Here is a 15917-nt window from a genome sequence, read left to right as displayed (position 1 = left end):
CGTAGGCTCGGGGATATGACTGATGCACACGATAAAGATCCGCACCGGCCGCTAGAGCCCGGCCAAGAATGGCGCATCGGCGGGCAAGACCGCCAGATGAGCGAGGAAGAACAGCTAGAGCAGCTGGTTTCTTATATTGATGCCCATTATGAGACGCCTGATTTCCGCCCGCCCTGGGCCGGCGGTGGTTCGCCGAAGGCAGACCAGTATTGCGCACTGCTGCCAGACCGCATCACCCACGCCGCCATGATGGTTTTGGGCACCGGGGTTAATCACGCGCTTCCAGGCACGGCGTTTACAGACGGCATTACCGTAGAATCCGCCGAGGTCGGCACCATTTTCCGCCCGTCCGAGCCCACCGGCCGGTGGGCGGTATCGCTGCATTCCGGCGGCTGGTGGCGCGGCGATGGCAAGGCGCTGGAAATGCAGTGGCGCCCCGAGGTCGCTGCCGCCGCGCAGCTTTCCGGTACCACGATCATTGACGTGGATTATCCGCTCGCGCCGGAGCATACGGTCAAAGACATGGTTGCGGCGGTCAACCGTGCCATTGATTACGCCCGCGAACAGGGCGCCTCCCACGTCACCACGTGGGGATATTCTTCCGGTGGTGCGTTGGCAGCACTCGCGCCTGCCGATGCCCTCTTGCTCACCTTCCCCGACTTCGGCGCCCTGGCCAACCTGCCGGAGGAGTACCGCGTGGGCTATGAACTGCCCACGCAATTCCCCGAAACCTTCGTGCAGACCGCGACCGAGGATGAGATAGCCGATCGCGTCCACATCCCCCAAGCTAAAGAACGCGATTACGTCTCGACCCACCGCGTGTCCACCCCGGCCGTGGCGCGCCAGCGGGTACAGGATGCAGCCGATTTTTTGCGCGGTGAGCTGACGCAATAAAACCGGCTGCGGCTGGCTGCACAGCCAGGGGGATGGTCGCTATTGCTCGCCCTCTGGCCGGATCTTCATCTCGGACTCTTTCCACAGTCCAGAACGAGTAACGTCCTCATAATCGATCTTTGCCTTGGCCGGGGTATTGCCCTGTGAATCGGTACGCAATTCGTACTTTTCAATGGCACCCCAGTCGCGCGCCCAATCGTTATTGAGGTAGCTCGGGATTTCGTAGGCGTAGTTCACCGCTTCCGCAGTGGACATGGCACCGCCGCCAGAGAAGGATTGGAAATCCGTCAGGGAGGTTTGCGCTGCCGCATCTGGGAGGATGCGATACTCCGGAATCTCGGTTACGCCGGCGTAGTGGTCAAAGGTGCGCTGGCAGGGGAACTGCAGAGCCACTGCCCAGTCCAAGAGTGCGGGCTTTTCCGCAGGGAACTGGTTATTGATGCTGTCTAGTTCCGGCACGCGCGGCGGGGTGAAGGCCAGCCAGTCGTCTTCATCGGTGGAATCATCCTCGGCCACTAGGCGTACGACATTGGCTTCTTCCGGCAATTTATCCATGGGCAGGCGCAGGTTGCGCCACTTGGGGGTGGCGCCGACATCGGAAAGCTCTTCTTCGCCCTTATTGGTGACCTTGCCATCCTCATCGATGGTGCCGTATTCCAAGGTGAGCTCCATGCCCTCTTGTTTCACATCATTGACATCGTGGTGATAAATCTTGCCTGCGGCACTGACAGCCAGAACCGGGGTATTTTCCGTGGTCTCCGGCAGGTGATACCACTTCGTGGTTACCTGGGACAGCGACTCTTGGCTTTCGGTGTAGGAGCCCAAGACTGGCACGGTGGTGTAGTCCAAGTTGAAGGGCAGGTGCATGGTCGAGCCATTGACGCCCTTCGTACCGCGGACACCGCCTTCAGAAGTATCGGTGCTTTCTGAAGCCTTCTTCCCAGCACGGCGGGACTCCTGCGAATCATCAGAAGAATCCCCGCCGGATTCCTTATCCGTACCAGCGGTGGCATCGTCTTGGCTGGTGGAGTCGGAGTCTTGGGAGTCATCTCCAATAGCGCCCACAGAAGCAGAATCCTGATCCTCAGGTTCGATGGATTCGGGGATATTATTCGGCCCGAACCCATTGCTGGTTTCATCCTTGTCTACCAAGGAATCGCCCAAGTCACCATCTACCGGGGTGAGGAAGGAGTCATTGGTATTGGTTTCTACCAGAGTTTCATTGGCTAGCGAGCAGGTATCGCCGCGCAAGGATGCTAGGTTGCCCTTGCCCACTGAGTAGGAATCCGCCTGGGTGACGGTGGCCTTGGCAAAAGAGGCCATCGAAAAAGCCACCACAATGGCGCAGGCTACCGCGATGGGAGCGGACATGATGCCGGCCGAGCGCGATACCTTCGCTGCGGCTTCTTGCTTGAATTCTTTTTCCGTGCCTTCCTCTTGGGCCTGCAATTTGCGATGGCTGTGGCGCAAGGATTGCACCACGCCGACCGCGAGGACGACCAAGGAGATGGCGAGCAGGATCGAGTTGGCCTCAATGCCTTTGAACTGCACCGTGCGATCCCACCACGGGATGCCGAAGGAAGATACATACCACCAAGCATTCCAACCCGCGAAAGAGATGGCGAGCAAGAAGAGCACCGCAGCGATGCTAAAGGTGCGGGCGCGCGGCGAGCGCAACGCAAACCGGGATAGAACCACGGCAGCCAGCGCGGCGATCACCCCGGCGACGCCGGCATAGATACCAAAGTGGTGCGTCCACTTGGTCGGGGTGAACATGAGGAAGAACATCGACAGTGCCACGATGATGAGTAGGCGCTGGGTGGGGCCGACTGCGGCACCAATAACGCGGCGATCCTTGATAAACGCAGCCAAGATGAGCACCAAGCAAGACAGCATGGTGAGTACCGCGAAGCGGCGGGTCAGCGAGCCATCCACGGATTCTTGGAAGAGCGTGGAATAACGGGCGTATTCGGAATACCACGGCAGCGACGGGCCGACCTCCGAGCGCACCCGGGTGGATTCGGCAACGCTGGCCAAGGTTTGATCTCCAAAGGCGGCGGCGATGATGGCAGTGCCGGAGGCTAAAAATGGGGCAACCAGGCTAAGCCAACCGGTAGCGCCGCCGCCCATGGCGGGAACGCGTGCGGCCATGGCACGGAATAGGTGTGGCAGGCTCACGAGGAATACGCCGACCGCAAAAAGGCCAGTGGGGCCGGCGGCGAGCGTAATCGTGGCAGCGATGGTGCCCACGGCGGCCGGCAGCAAACGGTGGGTGGCAATGGCGCGCTCAAAGGATGCCCATGTCACCATCACGCCTAGGGCCACGATTGGCTCGGGGCGGGTGCCGTTGTTATACGGCAGCCAGAAGGCCAGGAACATCAGTGCGGCGGTCCAGTGGCTGACGCGGCGGGCATCGACGATGTCCCCAAAGCGCGGCAGCATTTCCCGCGAGAGAATGAACCAGATAATGAGCCCCGAAATCAGTCCGGGTAGGCGGACGAAGACCGACGCGGTGGAAATCTGCGAAAGTAGGGCGACGAGGTCATAGTACGGTGAGCCGAATGGCGCCTCCGGCACGCCGTACCACCGGTAGTAGTTGGCCATGTAGGTGGCATTATCGAAGACGCGGCTCATGGAGAAGATGAAGCCATCGTCAGAGGTATTGGCGCCGAAGATATACCAGAAGCCCAAGACTGCAGCGACGACGCCATCGAGGGGGCGAATCTTCTTCCACGTCTCTGGCATGAAGCGCAGCTTTTGCCCGTCGAGGCGGTCAATGCGCCATAGGCAGAATAGCGAGACAATCAACATGGCGACGCCGAGCCACATCGCGATGGACTTAATCAGCGAGGGAGAAGAGGTAAACCGCGAGTTGATATCGACGTGGATATTCAGCCCGTCCTCGACCAAGCTCTGCACATTGGCATCATCTTTGAGCTCGGTATACACACCGGTGACCTGCGGACGCAGGTCATCCTCGGTGGTCTTTTTGTGCTTGCCGACGCTGACGGTGGTGCCGTCACCGGTAGCGGAGATGTGCAGCTGGGCGTCATCGGAAAGCTGCGCTACTTCTTTAGCGCTTAAGGTCAGCAGCACCTCATCGAGCGAGACCACCGACAGGCCGTCATCACCGGAGCGGACAAAAAGACCGCGGTTTGAGGCCTTCTTAGACTCGGGCGGGACGGTGCTGTAGACCATGTTTTGGCCATCGCGGAGCTCATCCACCGCAGACATGGGGATGGTGGCCTCCAGGTTTTCTGGCGCCACGGAGATAAGCGGTGCATTGATAGATTGCAGCGAATCATTCTGCGGCCAATCAAAGGAAGACTGGGTTTGGTTCACTGGCAATAGCGGGGTGGCTATAAAACACAGGAAACCAATTAACCCGGCGATGATCGCGGTCCAGCGCAGCCCAGCAGGGGCTGTGGCGATACTTAGCCCGGAGGGGCGCGCTTCTTTCGATTTCGTTTTAAGGCTATCTGACACGGCGATTAGTGTACGTCAGTCTGGCCCAAGTTCCCGTGTGCACGCCCCGATAACCCCGGGGAAGTGTGGGTGAACTTACTTGGTTCGCACCGCCGTTACGAATGGACCCGTTTGCTCCAGCTCCCAGCCTTCCGCAAAGACCTCAGGGTTGAAGAAGACTGCTCGGTAGCGAATATTCGGCTGGTTAGGATAGATATCCTCAGCCAAGTGCACCTTGAACCCATCATCCTTATTGTCGAGGTCGCCGCGGAAGATGATGGCATCCGGCCCGCGCCACGGTGCGGAATCCAGGGATTTTTGGAACTCTTCAGGAGTAGAGTCCCACGATTCATCCGCCCAGGCTTCAATCTGGTCATTGCGGTGTTTGAATTCCCCGAGGGGATTGGCATAGTGGCTGGTAAAGGCGTTAAAGCCCCAGTATGGGTAGTAGGCCATGAAGGTTTTTTCATCCGTGAGAACCACCGTCTCATTGGCCGTATATCCCTGATCCTGGATGAAGTTATGGATATCCAGATAATAATGGGCGGAATCGCTGGTAAAGCGATCCGCGCGCTCGCCATAACCATCGGTATCGCTATAGGCGTGGTCGATGGCGTCCTCGTTTGCTTCGGGAATCTGCTGAGCATAATGGATACCAGCCAAGGCGAGGAAAATGCCAAAGACTGCCGTAATCCGCTTATTAGCTGCGTGGGAGAAACTAGCAGGATACAGGCGGTGAATACCGGCTGCGCGGACTTCTGCAAGGGCAAGGATGCCCGCCGTGGCGAAGAGCAATACTACGATGACCTCGAGGCGGAAGCTCAGCAGGGTTGTGCCGACTAAGGTCATCACCATGGACAGCATCGTCCACAGGTAAATGCCAATGATGGACAACCCCAGCGCGCGGACTTCCGCATCCCGCAACCGGGTGACGATAAAGATCAGGCCGGCCAGGCAGAGGAATCCAACGATGCTCATGGAAAGGAAGGGCACCGGAATTTGCGTACCCTCTTCAGGGAGGTAGTGCTGCGCGGTGGCTTGCAGGGGTGCGGTCGAGTGCAGCACTTGCCAGAGGTACGGCGCCCAGGCGATGGCCGCGATGGCAAGCGATCCCACCGCGATGATGACTAGGCGCACGATGGGGCGCCACGTGCGCTCGTACAGCGCGGTGAAAATGGCGATCAGGCTGACCACAGTCAGCGCTGCCGCGCCGGTAAATAGGGTATAGAAAGTGGCGGAAATCCCGAGGTAGATAGCCACTGCGGCGGTAGATAGCCACGATCCCTTGAATGCGCGCGGGCTCAAAAACGCGATGGCGGGCATGCCCATGGCGATGACGGCAGAGTACGGCTCTTCTGCCGCGATGGTCAGCGTGATGGCGGTGGTGGTAAGCGCAATAGCGGTTCCCACCGGCAGGGATTTAGTGAGGTGCTGCCAGATGGGAACGAGGATGCAGCCTGCTACCGCGATGGAGATCAGGCCCCAAGGCTGGTAAACCTCCCAGCCGGGAATGCCCAATATGGAGCCGAGGCGCCCGCCCAACCAGAACCAGCCCAGCGGGTAGAACGTGGGCATGTCTAGGTAGTTCATATCCGCATAGCCCATTTGATCCACCGAACGGGTAAGGAACTGGGTGCGGAATGCCTGGTCCACCTGCACGCCATCGAGCCAGAGGCGTGAGGCCGAAAGCGGAAGGCCGATAGACGCGAGGGTTAAAAGGGCCGGTGATAGGTAGGTCACCGCATACGTGACCCACGTGCGCCACCGCGGCCGAGAGAAAGTCTCCTTGTAATGGTCATAAATCCACCACGCGCTAAATCCACCCGCTAGCGCCAAGGTGATGACAACGCCGACGGTAGATAGCGCGCGGGTGACCATGGAGGTACTAAAGGACGGCAGGGATACCGCCTTGAAGGCATACCAACCAAGGAGGGTGACGGCGCCGCCGCCCAAGGCGGCAAAGAGGATACCCAGCAGGGTAGAGCGGTGGGGTAGCGCATCTGCGTGATACGCGGTGGTGCGTTTCTTCTCGCTCACTGGAGCTGCTTGGGAAGGCATAGCTGGGCTTGTCATGCCCTTTAGTTTCGCATACCTTAATCACTCTTCTGGGATTGGGCGCGGTGTGAGCTGTGGCCTATTAGCTAATAAAGCGCAGGGCGAAGGGCCTTTTAGGGCCCTGCGTACCGCAGGGCACAGGGGCAACGGTTAGAACGGCAGCTTGCGGAAGATGGGCTGCGGAATGAACTTGAATGCCAGCGAGACGTACTTGAACAGCGGGTGGACGTAGATGGACTGCTTGCCATCCAGTACCGCTTGCACGGTGGCCTTGGCCACGTCAGAGACATTAACGGTCAGCGGGGCATCGCCGGCCTCGGCCGACATCTTGGTGCGAACCTGTCCCGGGCGGACGACGAGCACGTTGGCACCGGAGCCGCGCAGTGCTTCATCCAAGTTGATGTAGAAACCGTCCACGCCGGCCTTGGAGGCGCCGTAGACAAAGTTGGAGCGGCGCACGCGCATGCCGGCCACCGAGGACATCGCCACGATGGTGCCGTGGCCTTGATTCCTGAACTTTTCACCCAACAGCACGCCGACGGAGACCGGTGCGGTGTAGTTGGTCTGGGCAGAAGCCACGGCCTTGTCGTGGTTTTGCCACAGCTCTTCCTGGTCCCCCAGGGTGCCAAAGGCCACGATGGCGATATCGACATCGCCGCGCTCCCAGGCCTTCTCGATGACCGCCGGGTGCGAGTCAAAGTCGGTGGCATCAAAGTCCACCACCTCGACATCCGCGCCGCGGGCCTTTAGGTCAGCCTGCGCCTTTTCGATGCGCGGGGACTGGGCGCGGGCAGCCAGGGTGATCTTGGCAGGGCCGCGCTCGAGGAATTCGGCGACGACGCCGAGGCCGATTTCAGAGGTACCGCCCAAAAGCAGGATGTGCTGGGCTTGGCCTACTGCATTAAGCATGGTTTAAAAAATCTCCTTCATGAGGGTGGTTATGAGTCCAGTGATTAGTGCAGCTCGAGGCGGCGGGACATATCGGAGGCAAAGACCCCGGTGGGGTCGATGTCATTGCGGGTCTTGAGCCAGCCTTCCAGGCCCGGGTACATCTTGTGGAAGTTCTCGGCAGAAGTGCGCGATTCCTTTGCCAAGTACAGGCGGCCGCCAAACTCCATGACGCGGCGATCCAGGTCATCGAGAAGCTCGCCCAAGCCCGGGCGGATGGGGAAGTCCACGCAGACGTTCCAGCCGGGCATCGGGTAGCTCAGCGGCGCCCGGTTGCCTTCGCCGAAGAGCTTGAATACGTTCAGCGCGGAGTAGTGGCCGGAGCGCTGGATATCGCGAATGATCTCCTTGAACGGCTCCACGGCCTCCGTGGGAACGACGAACTGGTACTGCAAAAAGCCCTTGGAACCGTAGCCGCGGTTCCACTCACCAATGAGATCGAGCGGCTGGTAGAACTGCGTCAAGTTCTTGACCTGGTTCTTCGCCGGCGCGCCCATGGTGTAGTAGGCCAAGCCCACAGCGGACAGGCTGAGCTTATTCAGCGTCCAGGACGGGAAGATATCCGGCACGGTCATCAGCTGCGGCGCGTTGAACTTCAGCGGATCCTTCGCCAGCTTGGGGGCCAATTCCTCGAGCTGCGCCAAGGTGGCCAGGGAGCCGCGGGAAATGGTGGAGCGGCCTAGCTTCGGCTCCGGGGAGATGACATCGAACCAGGCAGAGGAGTAGGTGTAATTGTGCTCCGACCCATCCGAGTGGAAGGCAATGGTTTCTTCCAGGTTATCGGTGCGATCCGTATCCGCGATGAAGTAGGCGGTCTCCGTCTTAGTCATGCGGATGGTGGCGCGCAGGACGATGCCGGTAAGGCCCATGCCGCCGATGGTGGCCCAGAAGAGGTCACCGCTCGGGTCATCGTCGCTGCCTTCTGGGGTGAGGTGGAGAACGCGGCCATCAGCAACGAGCAGCTCGATGGAGACCACGTGGTTGCCAAAGGATCCGGCGGAGTGGTGGTTCTTGCCGTGGATATCGGGGCCGATGGCGCCGCCGATGGTGACCTGGCGGGTGCCCGGCAGGACTGGAACCCACAGGCCATAGGGCAGCGCAGCCTTCATGAGTTGGTCAAGGGTGACGCCACCATCGACATCGACAAGCGCGGACTCCGGGTCAATGGAGTGGATCTTGTTGAGCTTTTGCATGTCGATGACCAGGCCGCCGCCATTTTGGGCGGGGTCACCATAGGAGCGTCCCATGCCGCGCGCGATGACGCCGCGGCGCAGGTGGGCGGGCTTGTCCGAGTTATCGTCCGCGACCTGTGCCACTGCATTCTTGATGACGTCCACGTCTTCCGTGGACAGCACATGGGCGGTCGTGGGGGCGGTGCGGCCCCAGCCGTGCAGGGACTTTTCGGTGGTATGTAGTTCCATCTCTTACTCTTTGCTCGACGGATTGTATCGATGTACCAGCCTACCTAGCTCATAGTGCAGTGGTTGGAGTGACGTTCGTGATATTTAAAACATCGTGGGCACACGGACTGCCTCGAATGCGGCGCTTTAGAGGTCCATGATCTCGCGGATTTCTTCCGGCAGCTCTGCTTGGGACTCAATCGTGGGCCCTTCGTAAGTGCCTAAAATCTCGTACACGCGGCGCCGCGAAGTGGAATCCAAAATCGGCATTTCCTCTGCCATGAGGCGCGTCATAAAGGGGCTGAGCGGCAGATTGGTGTGCTCTGTTGCTTCAAAGTGCCCGTTGCGCTTATCGTCCTCGGCCCGCTCATCCTGAGCGGCTTGCTGGGCGGGGGTCATATGCTCTGTCTTTTCCGAGTACATGCGCAATAGCTTACCGCCGCTTAGAGTGGTCGCTATGACAAATAACCGCGAAGCAGCAGAAGAATCCCGCGATAATTACGCCCTCGATGACACCTTGGCAGGCCGCATCACCCAAGCGGCCGCACAGGGCATCGTCACCTCTTACCCGGACTGGATTAAATCCAAAAAGGGCCTTATCACCACCTACGTTTTGTCCACGATTGGTTTTGGCGCATTGGTGGCCTATACCAACGCCCAGGCCGAAGAGGACGGCGATGAACCGCGTTCCCCACAGGATTTTGCGGATAAGGGCCTCAAACTCTGGGCCATTTTGGCAGCGCTGCTTATCCTGGTGGGGCTTGCTCTATGGGCCAATGTCGCCGTGTCCCGCAAGGCGGTGTCTTTCCTGCGCAAGCGCGGTGCCAAGCGCCCGTGGACACTGTTGGGAGCAATCGGAGCGGCGGCTACGTTTATTATCAGCGAGCTAGAAGCACGCGATATAGAAAAACTGGCTTCTTAAAATTTGCGTATGGTGGGGCCCATGAACGCAGGGGTCACCGATATTGCACAGGCACGGGCTCGCCGTGCCGACCCGCTGCTGTCGCTCAAGCGGGAACCGCTCACCGTCATCTGCCAAGCCGCCAATATCCGTGCGGATGGGGAAGTCCACCGTCAAATCGGTTTTAGCGATGCACTTACCTTGCACGAGCTGCAGAAAGTACTGCACATCTGTTTTGGTCTGCCGGATGAAAACTCCCCGTGGCACTTTTACGAGCACAGCGATGCCCGCGGCCCACGCCTTGACCCAGAGCGCCAGGCATCCGAATTTCTCTGGCGCGAAGGTGACCAGATCGATTTTGTGTGGGGCCTCTGGGACTTTGAGCTGGTGGTCGCGGAAATCTATCCACGCGATAATGGCACCCCCAACGCACTGTGCGTAGGAGGCTCGGGCAATCTCTTTGCGCCCTTTGAGCTTACCGCCGTGAACCGGGAATTGACCGGTGAAAAGATCACCGATGAAGTCTTGGCAAAGGTTAAGCCGCAGGTAAGGGCGTTAATCGAACGCACTAAGCTTTATGACTTTGTTCCCCTCTTACAAGCCATGGACCTAAACCGCGGAAGTGACCTGGCGGCGGCCACCGCCGAGGCACTGGCCAGCCTGCCGCGCGAGGTCACCAATGAGGGCAAAGATGCCTTTTGGTCCATGGCCTTGGCTCTATCCTGCATGGGCGGTGACGAGCTAACCGATTCCGTGGTGGAAACCACCATGGATGCCTTGGGCTGGGTCAACGATGATGGCAATACCTTGAAAGGCGCGGAGATTCGCGCGCTGTGCGATGCCTCCTTGGACCAGCTATCCCAGATTGGTGCCTACGGCAAGGACGCCGCCGCGCCGGTGTACCGCCTAGACATGTACCGCGCGCTGCTGCGCGGGTAAGCTAACTGCCTGTGACTAATCCACTTGAAGATGCTGCAGAAGTAAAGCGCCCCTCCAGCTCTTTGAAGCAGCAGCTGGTGCGATTTATTGCGGTAGGCGTCTTTGCCGCCGTCATTGACTATGGGTTGACGCTGTTATTGACCCATTTAGGTCTGCACCGCTCTGGGGCGAAGGCGATTGGTTGGGTCTTTGGCACCATCGCTGCCTACCTGGCCAATGCGCGCTGGACCTTTGGCACAAAGGTTTCCGGCCGCACGGCCGCGACCGTGGGCGTGTTATACGTATCCACCTTTGCCGTGCAGAATTTCTTGTACTGGGTGCTCAATGAGCCGCTCATTTCCTTAGGCTTTGAGGGCGCGGTGAAAGACACCATCGCCTTCGTCATTGCCCAAGGCGTGGCGACGGTGACCAACTTTGCCATCCAGCGGGTCTTTATCTTTAAAGAAAAGTAGGCACGCGGCGCCTTAGGAGCGATTTCCGGGGCGGCGGAAATCCTCGCGGCGCCCGCGGTTGTGCAGCTTCAACCACTCCAAGAAGCCGGCCGGATCGTGGCGTTGGACCAGGAAGAACCAGCCAAAGCGGGCAAATTCCTGGGGCAAGAGCTTCCGCATGCCGCGCTGCCACAGCAGGTAGCCGCGGTTGCGGTAGGTGAAAAAGCGCTTGAACTCGCCTTCTGGGTACTGGGTATGCATCTTGCCGCCCAAGATGGGCTTGAACTCATCCGAGCCATCTGGGTGGAGGTAGCTGGTGGTCAAGGCGGTGCCGAAGGACAGCCCGGAGTTGACCAAGCGGCGGTGGTAATCCACCTCATCGCCGCGGATGAAGAGGCGATAATCCGGCACGCCGATGGTCTGCATTGCCGCGGCGGAAATCAGGGCGCCATTAAACAGGGAAGCGATCCCGGGCAGGAAGTCTCCTTCCAGCTCCTCCATGCGGCGGCGCCACACGAGCCCTTGGCGCAGCGGGAAGGCAAGGCGACCGGGATCGTTGATATTGCACACGGCAGGTGAGACTTCGTGCAGGTTATTATTTCCTGCCACGCGGTAGAGCTCTTCTAATACGCCGTAATCGGCAGGGCGGCCATCATCATCGGCGCACCATACGGCATCGGCACCCAGTGATAGCGCGGTGAGAAAACCTAGAGCGAAACCGCCCGCACCACCTAGGTTGGTCTTGGACGGCACGTAGACCGCGCGGTCGCCTGCCAGGGATTCCACCACGTCACGGACCGCATCCTCAGCGCCATTATCCACCACGATGACCCATTGCACGGGGTGGGTTTGGTTGACTACCTTTTCGAGCGAGGCGCGCAGCAATTCCGCACGCTGGTGGGTGACAATGACGGCAGCGGTGGTACCGGTGGAATCAAGGGTGGCAGTCATGCGTTCCATCTTGCCACCGGGGGATGGATCTGCTGCGGATAAACACTCCGCGTGGGCTAAGCTGACTTCCTATGGACAGCATGTGGCCACCGTTTGGGCTGACGATTCGCGCGAGCGATACTACCCACCCTGGCGTGGAACTGCGCGTGATGCGCGATGAGGATATTGCGGCAATCGCCGGTGTGGCGCCAGAGGATATCTACGGCGCAGACATTCCGGATTACGCCTTTCCGTGGTTATTCAATCCCAGGATGAATACGCCTGCAGCGGCGGCCCAGTTCCGGTGGACCAATCGGGCGCAGCTGCGCCCAGAAAAGTGGTCCTTGGACTTCATCGTGCGCGACGCTCACTCGGGAGAAATCCTGGGCACCATCGATGCGCGGGCGGAGGACTTCGCTACGACGCGAGAAATCGCGACCGGTTCCTGGGTCTTTCACCGGTTCCAAGGCCAGGGAGTGGGCACGCTCATCCGGCACGCGGTGGTGTCTTTTGGCCTCGATTACCTGGGCGCGCAGGTGATGAGCACGAGTTGGGTGGCGCACAATGAGGCCTCGGCGCGGGTGAGCCAGAAGCTGGGCTACCAGGTGGTTTCTGAAGGAGAAGAGAAGGCGGGGCCGCAGAATAGTTCGCAGCGGCACGTGACTGCGCGCGTGGCAGCCCCCAATTACAAGCGCCCGGATGACCTGCACGTGGAGGTCTCTGGGCTGAGCCAGCAGCTGCTGGGGATGCTGCGCTAGCTCCTACTCGGCAGCGTCTTCGCCCTCAAAGCGCTGGCGCAGATCGCGCACGTATTCGCCTACTTCTGGGCCCTCGTACTGGCCCACGACGTCCGATACCTCGCCCACTGAGCGGATTTCGCCGTGATCGATCCACAGCGCGGTATTGCACAGCTGCGCCAAAAAGTCATTGGAGTGGGAGGCAAAGACCAAGATGCCGGAGCGCTTGACCAGCTCTTGCAGGCGCACGCGGGCCTTGGCCATAAAGGCTGCGTCGACGGCGCCGATGCCCTCATCCAGCAGCAGGATTTCCGGCTCAATGGAGGTCACCACGCCAAGTGCTAGGCGCACGCGCATACCGGTGGAGTAGGTGCGCAGGGGCATGGACAAGTAATCGCCCAGCTCGGAGAACTCTGCGATTTCATCCATCTTGTTTTTCATTTGCTTGATGGATTGGCCCAAAAACAGCCCGCGGATTATGATGTTGTCATAACCGGATACCTCTGGGTCCATGCCCACGCCCAAGTCAAAGACGGGGGCGACGCGCCCGCGGACATCGGCGGAGCCGCGCGTGGGCTCGTAGATGCCGGAGAGCAGACGTAACAGGGTGGACTTGCCGGCGCCATTGTGGCCGACGAGCCCGACGCGATCGCCTTCCCGCAGGTGCAGGTTAATATCCCGTAGCGCCTCGACCACCACGGTGTTGTGGTCATTTTTCCCAATGGCACCGCCCGCGGTAGAAAGCATGGCCTTTTTTAGGGAGCGGGATTTGGCATCAAAGATGGGAAAGTCCACGCACGCGTTATACGTATCAATTGAGACCATCAGTTTTTATCCTTTCAACGAGCCTCATGGTGGGGTGGGAGTAAAGGAAGGGAGGCTATACCCAGTAGCTCACGCGGAAACGCCACTTGCGCATGACGAGCCCGGCGATGAACAAGCCGATTGCGGTGCAGCCGATGACGATCCACCAGTGGTAGGCAGCAACGGGCTCACCAATCATTGGGGCGCGCACGATTTCCAGATAGTGATACAGCGGGTTGATTTCCGCGATGCGGGCGCGGTCCGCCACCGCACCGCCTTGGTCCTTGAGCGTATTGGTCATCCACACAATCGGGGTGACGTAGAACAATAGCTGCGTCAAGGCATCGAGCAGTGGGGCGACATCGCGAAAGCGCGTGGCGATGATGCCAAAGAACATGGTGACCCACACGCCGTTAATAAGCAGGAGCAGCAGCCCGGGGATAAAGAGGAAGAATTCCCAGCCCAAGTTGCGCGGGAAGATCATGATTAGCAAGAGCCAGATGATGAGGTTATGGCCCAAAAACAGGGTTTGGCGCCACACCAGCCGGTACACGTGCACCGAAAGCGGGGCGGGAAGCTGCTTAATCAGTCCCTCATTATCAATAAAGACCGTGGACCCTTCCTTAATGCAGCCCGAAATAAAGGTCCACATAATAAGGCCCACGGTGACGTGGGGAAGGAATTCCGCGACGGGAATCTGGAAAAGCATGGAATACAGTAGGCCCAAGGCAAGCGCCATCACACCGGTGGCGATGGTGATCCAGAATGGGCCGAGGACGGAGCGGCGGTAGCGCTGCTTGATATCTTGCAGGCCCAGCTTGAACCACAGCTCACGCTGCTGTGCACCCCGCATAAGGTCTGCGAAAGCAGCCTTGAGGGTCATGGACTGGGACGCTGGGATAGCCTCGCCTTCTGGCTGGGAGGTCATGCGGGCGATATCAGCGCGCAGTTGATTGTTATCTTGCACGCCCAACACCCTAGCGCGCGTGCTGGGCAAACAGTGAACTACACGCCGCTAGCCTGGGAAAACAGTGATGCCCAGGGAAAATTCAGATTTGGGAAACTGAAGCCAAACGCGTATACAGTAGGGAATCGACCGCCATGTAGTGGCAGTTGTTCAGTGCGATGAAGAAGGGGACCTAATGCCAGCAGCTTCGGCACACTATGACGTCTTTAGTGCGCGAGGTTTGTACACCGGACTATCTGATGGCTGGACATACCTCAATGCGCACGCGGTGCCCCAAATTTCGGAGCGCGTGACCTCCGGCGTTGCCCGGTCTTTCCGGATGGCGACGGCGGTAGCGACGCAAGAGGGACCAGGCGGCGCCCACTCGGCCGCGCCCGAGCCGGGCCGGTTGGCAGGCGATGGCAACTATGCAGCAGCGCGCATGGCCATTGCGGATCTCACCGCTTCCAAGGCAGACCGTGTGGTCCTTGGCCCATCCCTGCCCGTGCTGTACCAATCCCTGTCGCGTGCGGCACGCCCACTATTGGGCAGCAATTCCTCGGTGGTGCTGTCCAAGCTGGATCCTCCCACGCTGTATTCCGCTTTTTCTGACGTGCGCGCCGATATCCGCTGGGCGCAGCCGGACCTTGGCACCGGCGAATTGCCGGGATTCCAGTTCGCAGAGCTTGTCGATGGCTCTACAAGGCTCGTTTCCTTTTCCGCCGCGCATGAGCTTTTGGGCACGGTATCCCCAGCTGAGGAGATCATTGACACGGTGCGGGGGCGTTCACGCGCCTGGACGCTTCTCGATGTCTCCGCTATCGCCCCCTACCGCCCCATCCGCTTCGATGAGCTTGGCACGGATATTATCGGCATCGATATCGGGCTGCTTGGCGGGCCGCAGATGGCTGCCTTGGTCTTTCGCGATACGCGCATGCTTCGCCGCCTGGATGCCCTCAACCCCGTCTATTCCAAGGAAGACGGACGCAAGCTAGAGACCCCCGTGTCCTCTGGTTTGGCCGGCGGCGTGGGGCCGCTGGTGGATCACCTAGCGGCCCTAGCCGGTGGGGATAAGGGATCGCGCCGGGTGCGGTTGCATAAGTCCATGACCGCCTTGAGTGCTTACCTCGAGGACTTGCGCGCGGATCTTTATGCTTTCTTAAGCACCCTGCCTGCCGTACATATTTTGGGCGTGACCGGGGAAGCCGCCGCCGGAGCCTCCGATGATCGCTTGCCCCGCTTGACCTTTGCGGTCAACGGCGTTCCCGCAGAGACGGTGTACAAGCGCCTCTTTGATAATGGGCTTGTCACCACGTTGGCCCCGCAAACACCGCTGCTGACGGAAATGGGCGTGGAAGAGATCGGTGGTGCCGTCACCGTGGCACTGGGGCCGTTTAATACGTACCACGATATCGAGCACCTCGTTCGCGTCGTTGCCTCGCTCGCCTAAATAGGGTGCGCTGGGAA

The 15917-nt window shown here is 59.7% G+C and carries 14 protein-coding genes; 6 read left to right on the top strand and 8 right to left on the bottom strand.

Annotated features, from left to right (window positions below; genetic code table 11):
* The first annotated feature begins 15 nt into the window (after window positions 1-15).
* On the top strand, window positions 16-894 hold the full coding sequence (locus tag ABRP93_RS04200) for an alpha/beta hydrolase (protein ID WP_349887009.1): 879 nt from the start codon (window positions 16-18) through the stop codon (window positions 892-894).
* Window positions 895-933: 39 nt separating this feature from the next.
* On the opposite strand, the gene ABRP93_RS04195 is transcribed toward ABRP93_RS04200, so the two are convergent.
* The 5 genes from ABRP93_RS04195 to ABRP93_RS04175 form a co-directional block, all read right to left on the bottom strand.
* Window positions 934-4380 carry an arabinosyltransferase domain-containing protein gene (locus tag ABRP93_RS04195; RefSeq protein ID WP_349887007.1) on the bottom strand — a complete coding sequence of 1149 codons (3447 nt, stop codon included), beginning with the start codon at window positions 4378-4380 and terminating at the stop codon, window positions 934-936.
* A 75-nt stretch (window positions 4381-4455) separates the two neighbouring features.
* On the bottom strand, window positions 4456-6432 hold the full coding sequence (locus ABRP93_RS04190; protein WP_034659457.1) for a galactan 5-O-arabinofuranosyltransferase: 1977 nt from the start codon (window positions 6430-6432) through the stop codon (window positions 4456-4458).
* A gap of 132 nt (window positions 6433-6564) precedes the next feature.
* Window positions 6565-7323 (bottom strand): decaprenylphospho-beta-D-erythro-pentofuranosid-2-ulose 2-reductase, encoded by a 759-nt coding sequence (gene dprE2, locus ABRP93_RS04185; RefSeq protein ID WP_349887006.1) that lies wholly within the window; start codon window positions 7321-7323, stop codon window positions 6565-6567.
* A 44-nt stretch (window positions 7324-7367) separates the two neighbouring features.
* Window positions 7368-8783 (bottom strand): decaprenylphosphoryl-beta-D-ribose oxidase, encoded by a 1416-nt coding sequence (gene dprE1, locus ABRP93_RS04180; RefSeq protein ID WP_349887004.1) that lies wholly within the window; start codon window positions 8781-8783, stop codon window positions 7368-7370.
* Between the two features lie 126 nt (window positions 8784-8909).
* Entirely contained in the window at window positions 8910-9185 is a 276-nt protein-coding gene (locus ABRP93_RS04175) for a hypothetical protein (RefSeq protein ID WP_023024886.1), read from the bottom strand.
* 34 nt (window positions 9186-9219) lie between these two features.
* On the opposite strand from ABRP93_RS04175, the gene ABRP93_RS04170 reads away from it, so the two are divergent.
* The 3 genes from ABRP93_RS04170 to ABRP93_RS04160 are packed head-to-tail and all read left to right on the top strand — an operon-like array spanning window position 9220 to window position 11054.
* On the top strand, window positions 9220-9684 hold the full coding sequence (locus tag ABRP93_RS04170) for a hypothetical protein (protein ID WP_023024888.1): 465 nt from the start codon (window positions 9220-9222) through the stop codon (window positions 9682-9684).
* A 9-nt stretch (window positions 9685-9693) separates the two neighbouring features.
* Window positions 9694-10602 (top strand): plasmid pRiA4b ORF-3 family protein, encoded by a 909-nt coding sequence (locus ABRP93_RS04165; protein ID WP_084532426.1) that lies wholly within the window; start codon window positions 9694-9696, stop codon window positions 10600-10602.
* A gap of 11 nt (window positions 10603-10613) precedes the next feature.
* The gene (locus tag ABRP93_RS04160) at window positions 10614-11054 is read left to right on the top strand and encodes a GtrA family protein (protein WP_005280656.1); all 441 of its coding nucleotides are present in this window, start codon (window positions 10614-10616) and stop codon (window positions 11052-11054) included.
* 12 nt (window positions 11055-11066) lie between these two features.
* On the opposite strand, the gene glfT1 is transcribed toward ABRP93_RS04160, so the two are convergent.
* Entirely contained in the window at window positions 11067-11993 is a 927-nt protein-coding gene (glfT1, locus tag ABRP93_RS04155; protein ID WP_198010505.1) for a galactofuranosyltransferase GlfT1, read from the bottom strand.
* 62 nt (window positions 11994-12055) lie between these two features.
* On the opposite strand from glfT1, the gene ABRP93_RS04150 reads away from it, so the two are divergent.
* Window positions 12056-12721: a GNAT family N-acetyltransferase gene (locus ABRP93_RS04150; protein ID WP_349853006.1), complete on the top strand. Its 666-nt coding sequence runs from the start codon at window positions 12056-12058 to the stop codon at window positions 12719-12721.
* 3 nt (window positions 12722-12724) lie between these two features.
* Here ABRP93_RS04150 and wzt read toward each other — a convergent pair whose 3' ends face one another.
* Window positions 12725-13525 (bottom strand): galactan export ABC transporter ATP-binding subunit Wzt/RfbE, encoded by an 801-nt coding sequence (wzt, locus tag ABRP93_RS04145; protein WP_349853007.1) that lies wholly within the window; start codon window positions 13523-13525, stop codon window positions 12725-12727.
* A gap of 55 nt (window positions 13526-13580) precedes the next feature.
* Window positions 13581-14432 carry a galactan export ABC transporter permease subunit Wzm/RfbD gene (gene wzm, locus ABRP93_RS04140; RefSeq protein WP_051138399.1) on the bottom strand — a complete coding sequence of 284 codons (852 nt, stop codon included), beginning with the start codon at window positions 14430-14432 and terminating at the stop codon, window positions 13581-13583.
* A gap of 214 nt (window positions 14433-14646) precedes the next feature.
* On the opposite strand from wzm, the gene ABRP93_RS04135 reads away from it, so the two are divergent.
* On the top strand, window positions 14647-15900 hold the full coding sequence (locus tag ABRP93_RS04135; RefSeq protein WP_239269645.1) for an aminotransferase class V-fold PLP-dependent enzyme: 1254 nt from the start codon (window positions 14647-14649) through the stop codon (window positions 15898-15900).
* Window positions 15901-15917: the final 17 nt, after the last annotated feature.

The organism is Corynebacterium sp. KPL2850 (assembly GCF_040225855.1).
In the GTDB taxonomy this organism is placed as follows: domain Bacteria; phylum Actinomycetota; class Actinomycetes; order Mycobacteriales; family Mycobacteriaceae; genus Corynebacterium.
This window is presented reverse-complemented; position numbering and strand designations above follow the sequence as displayed.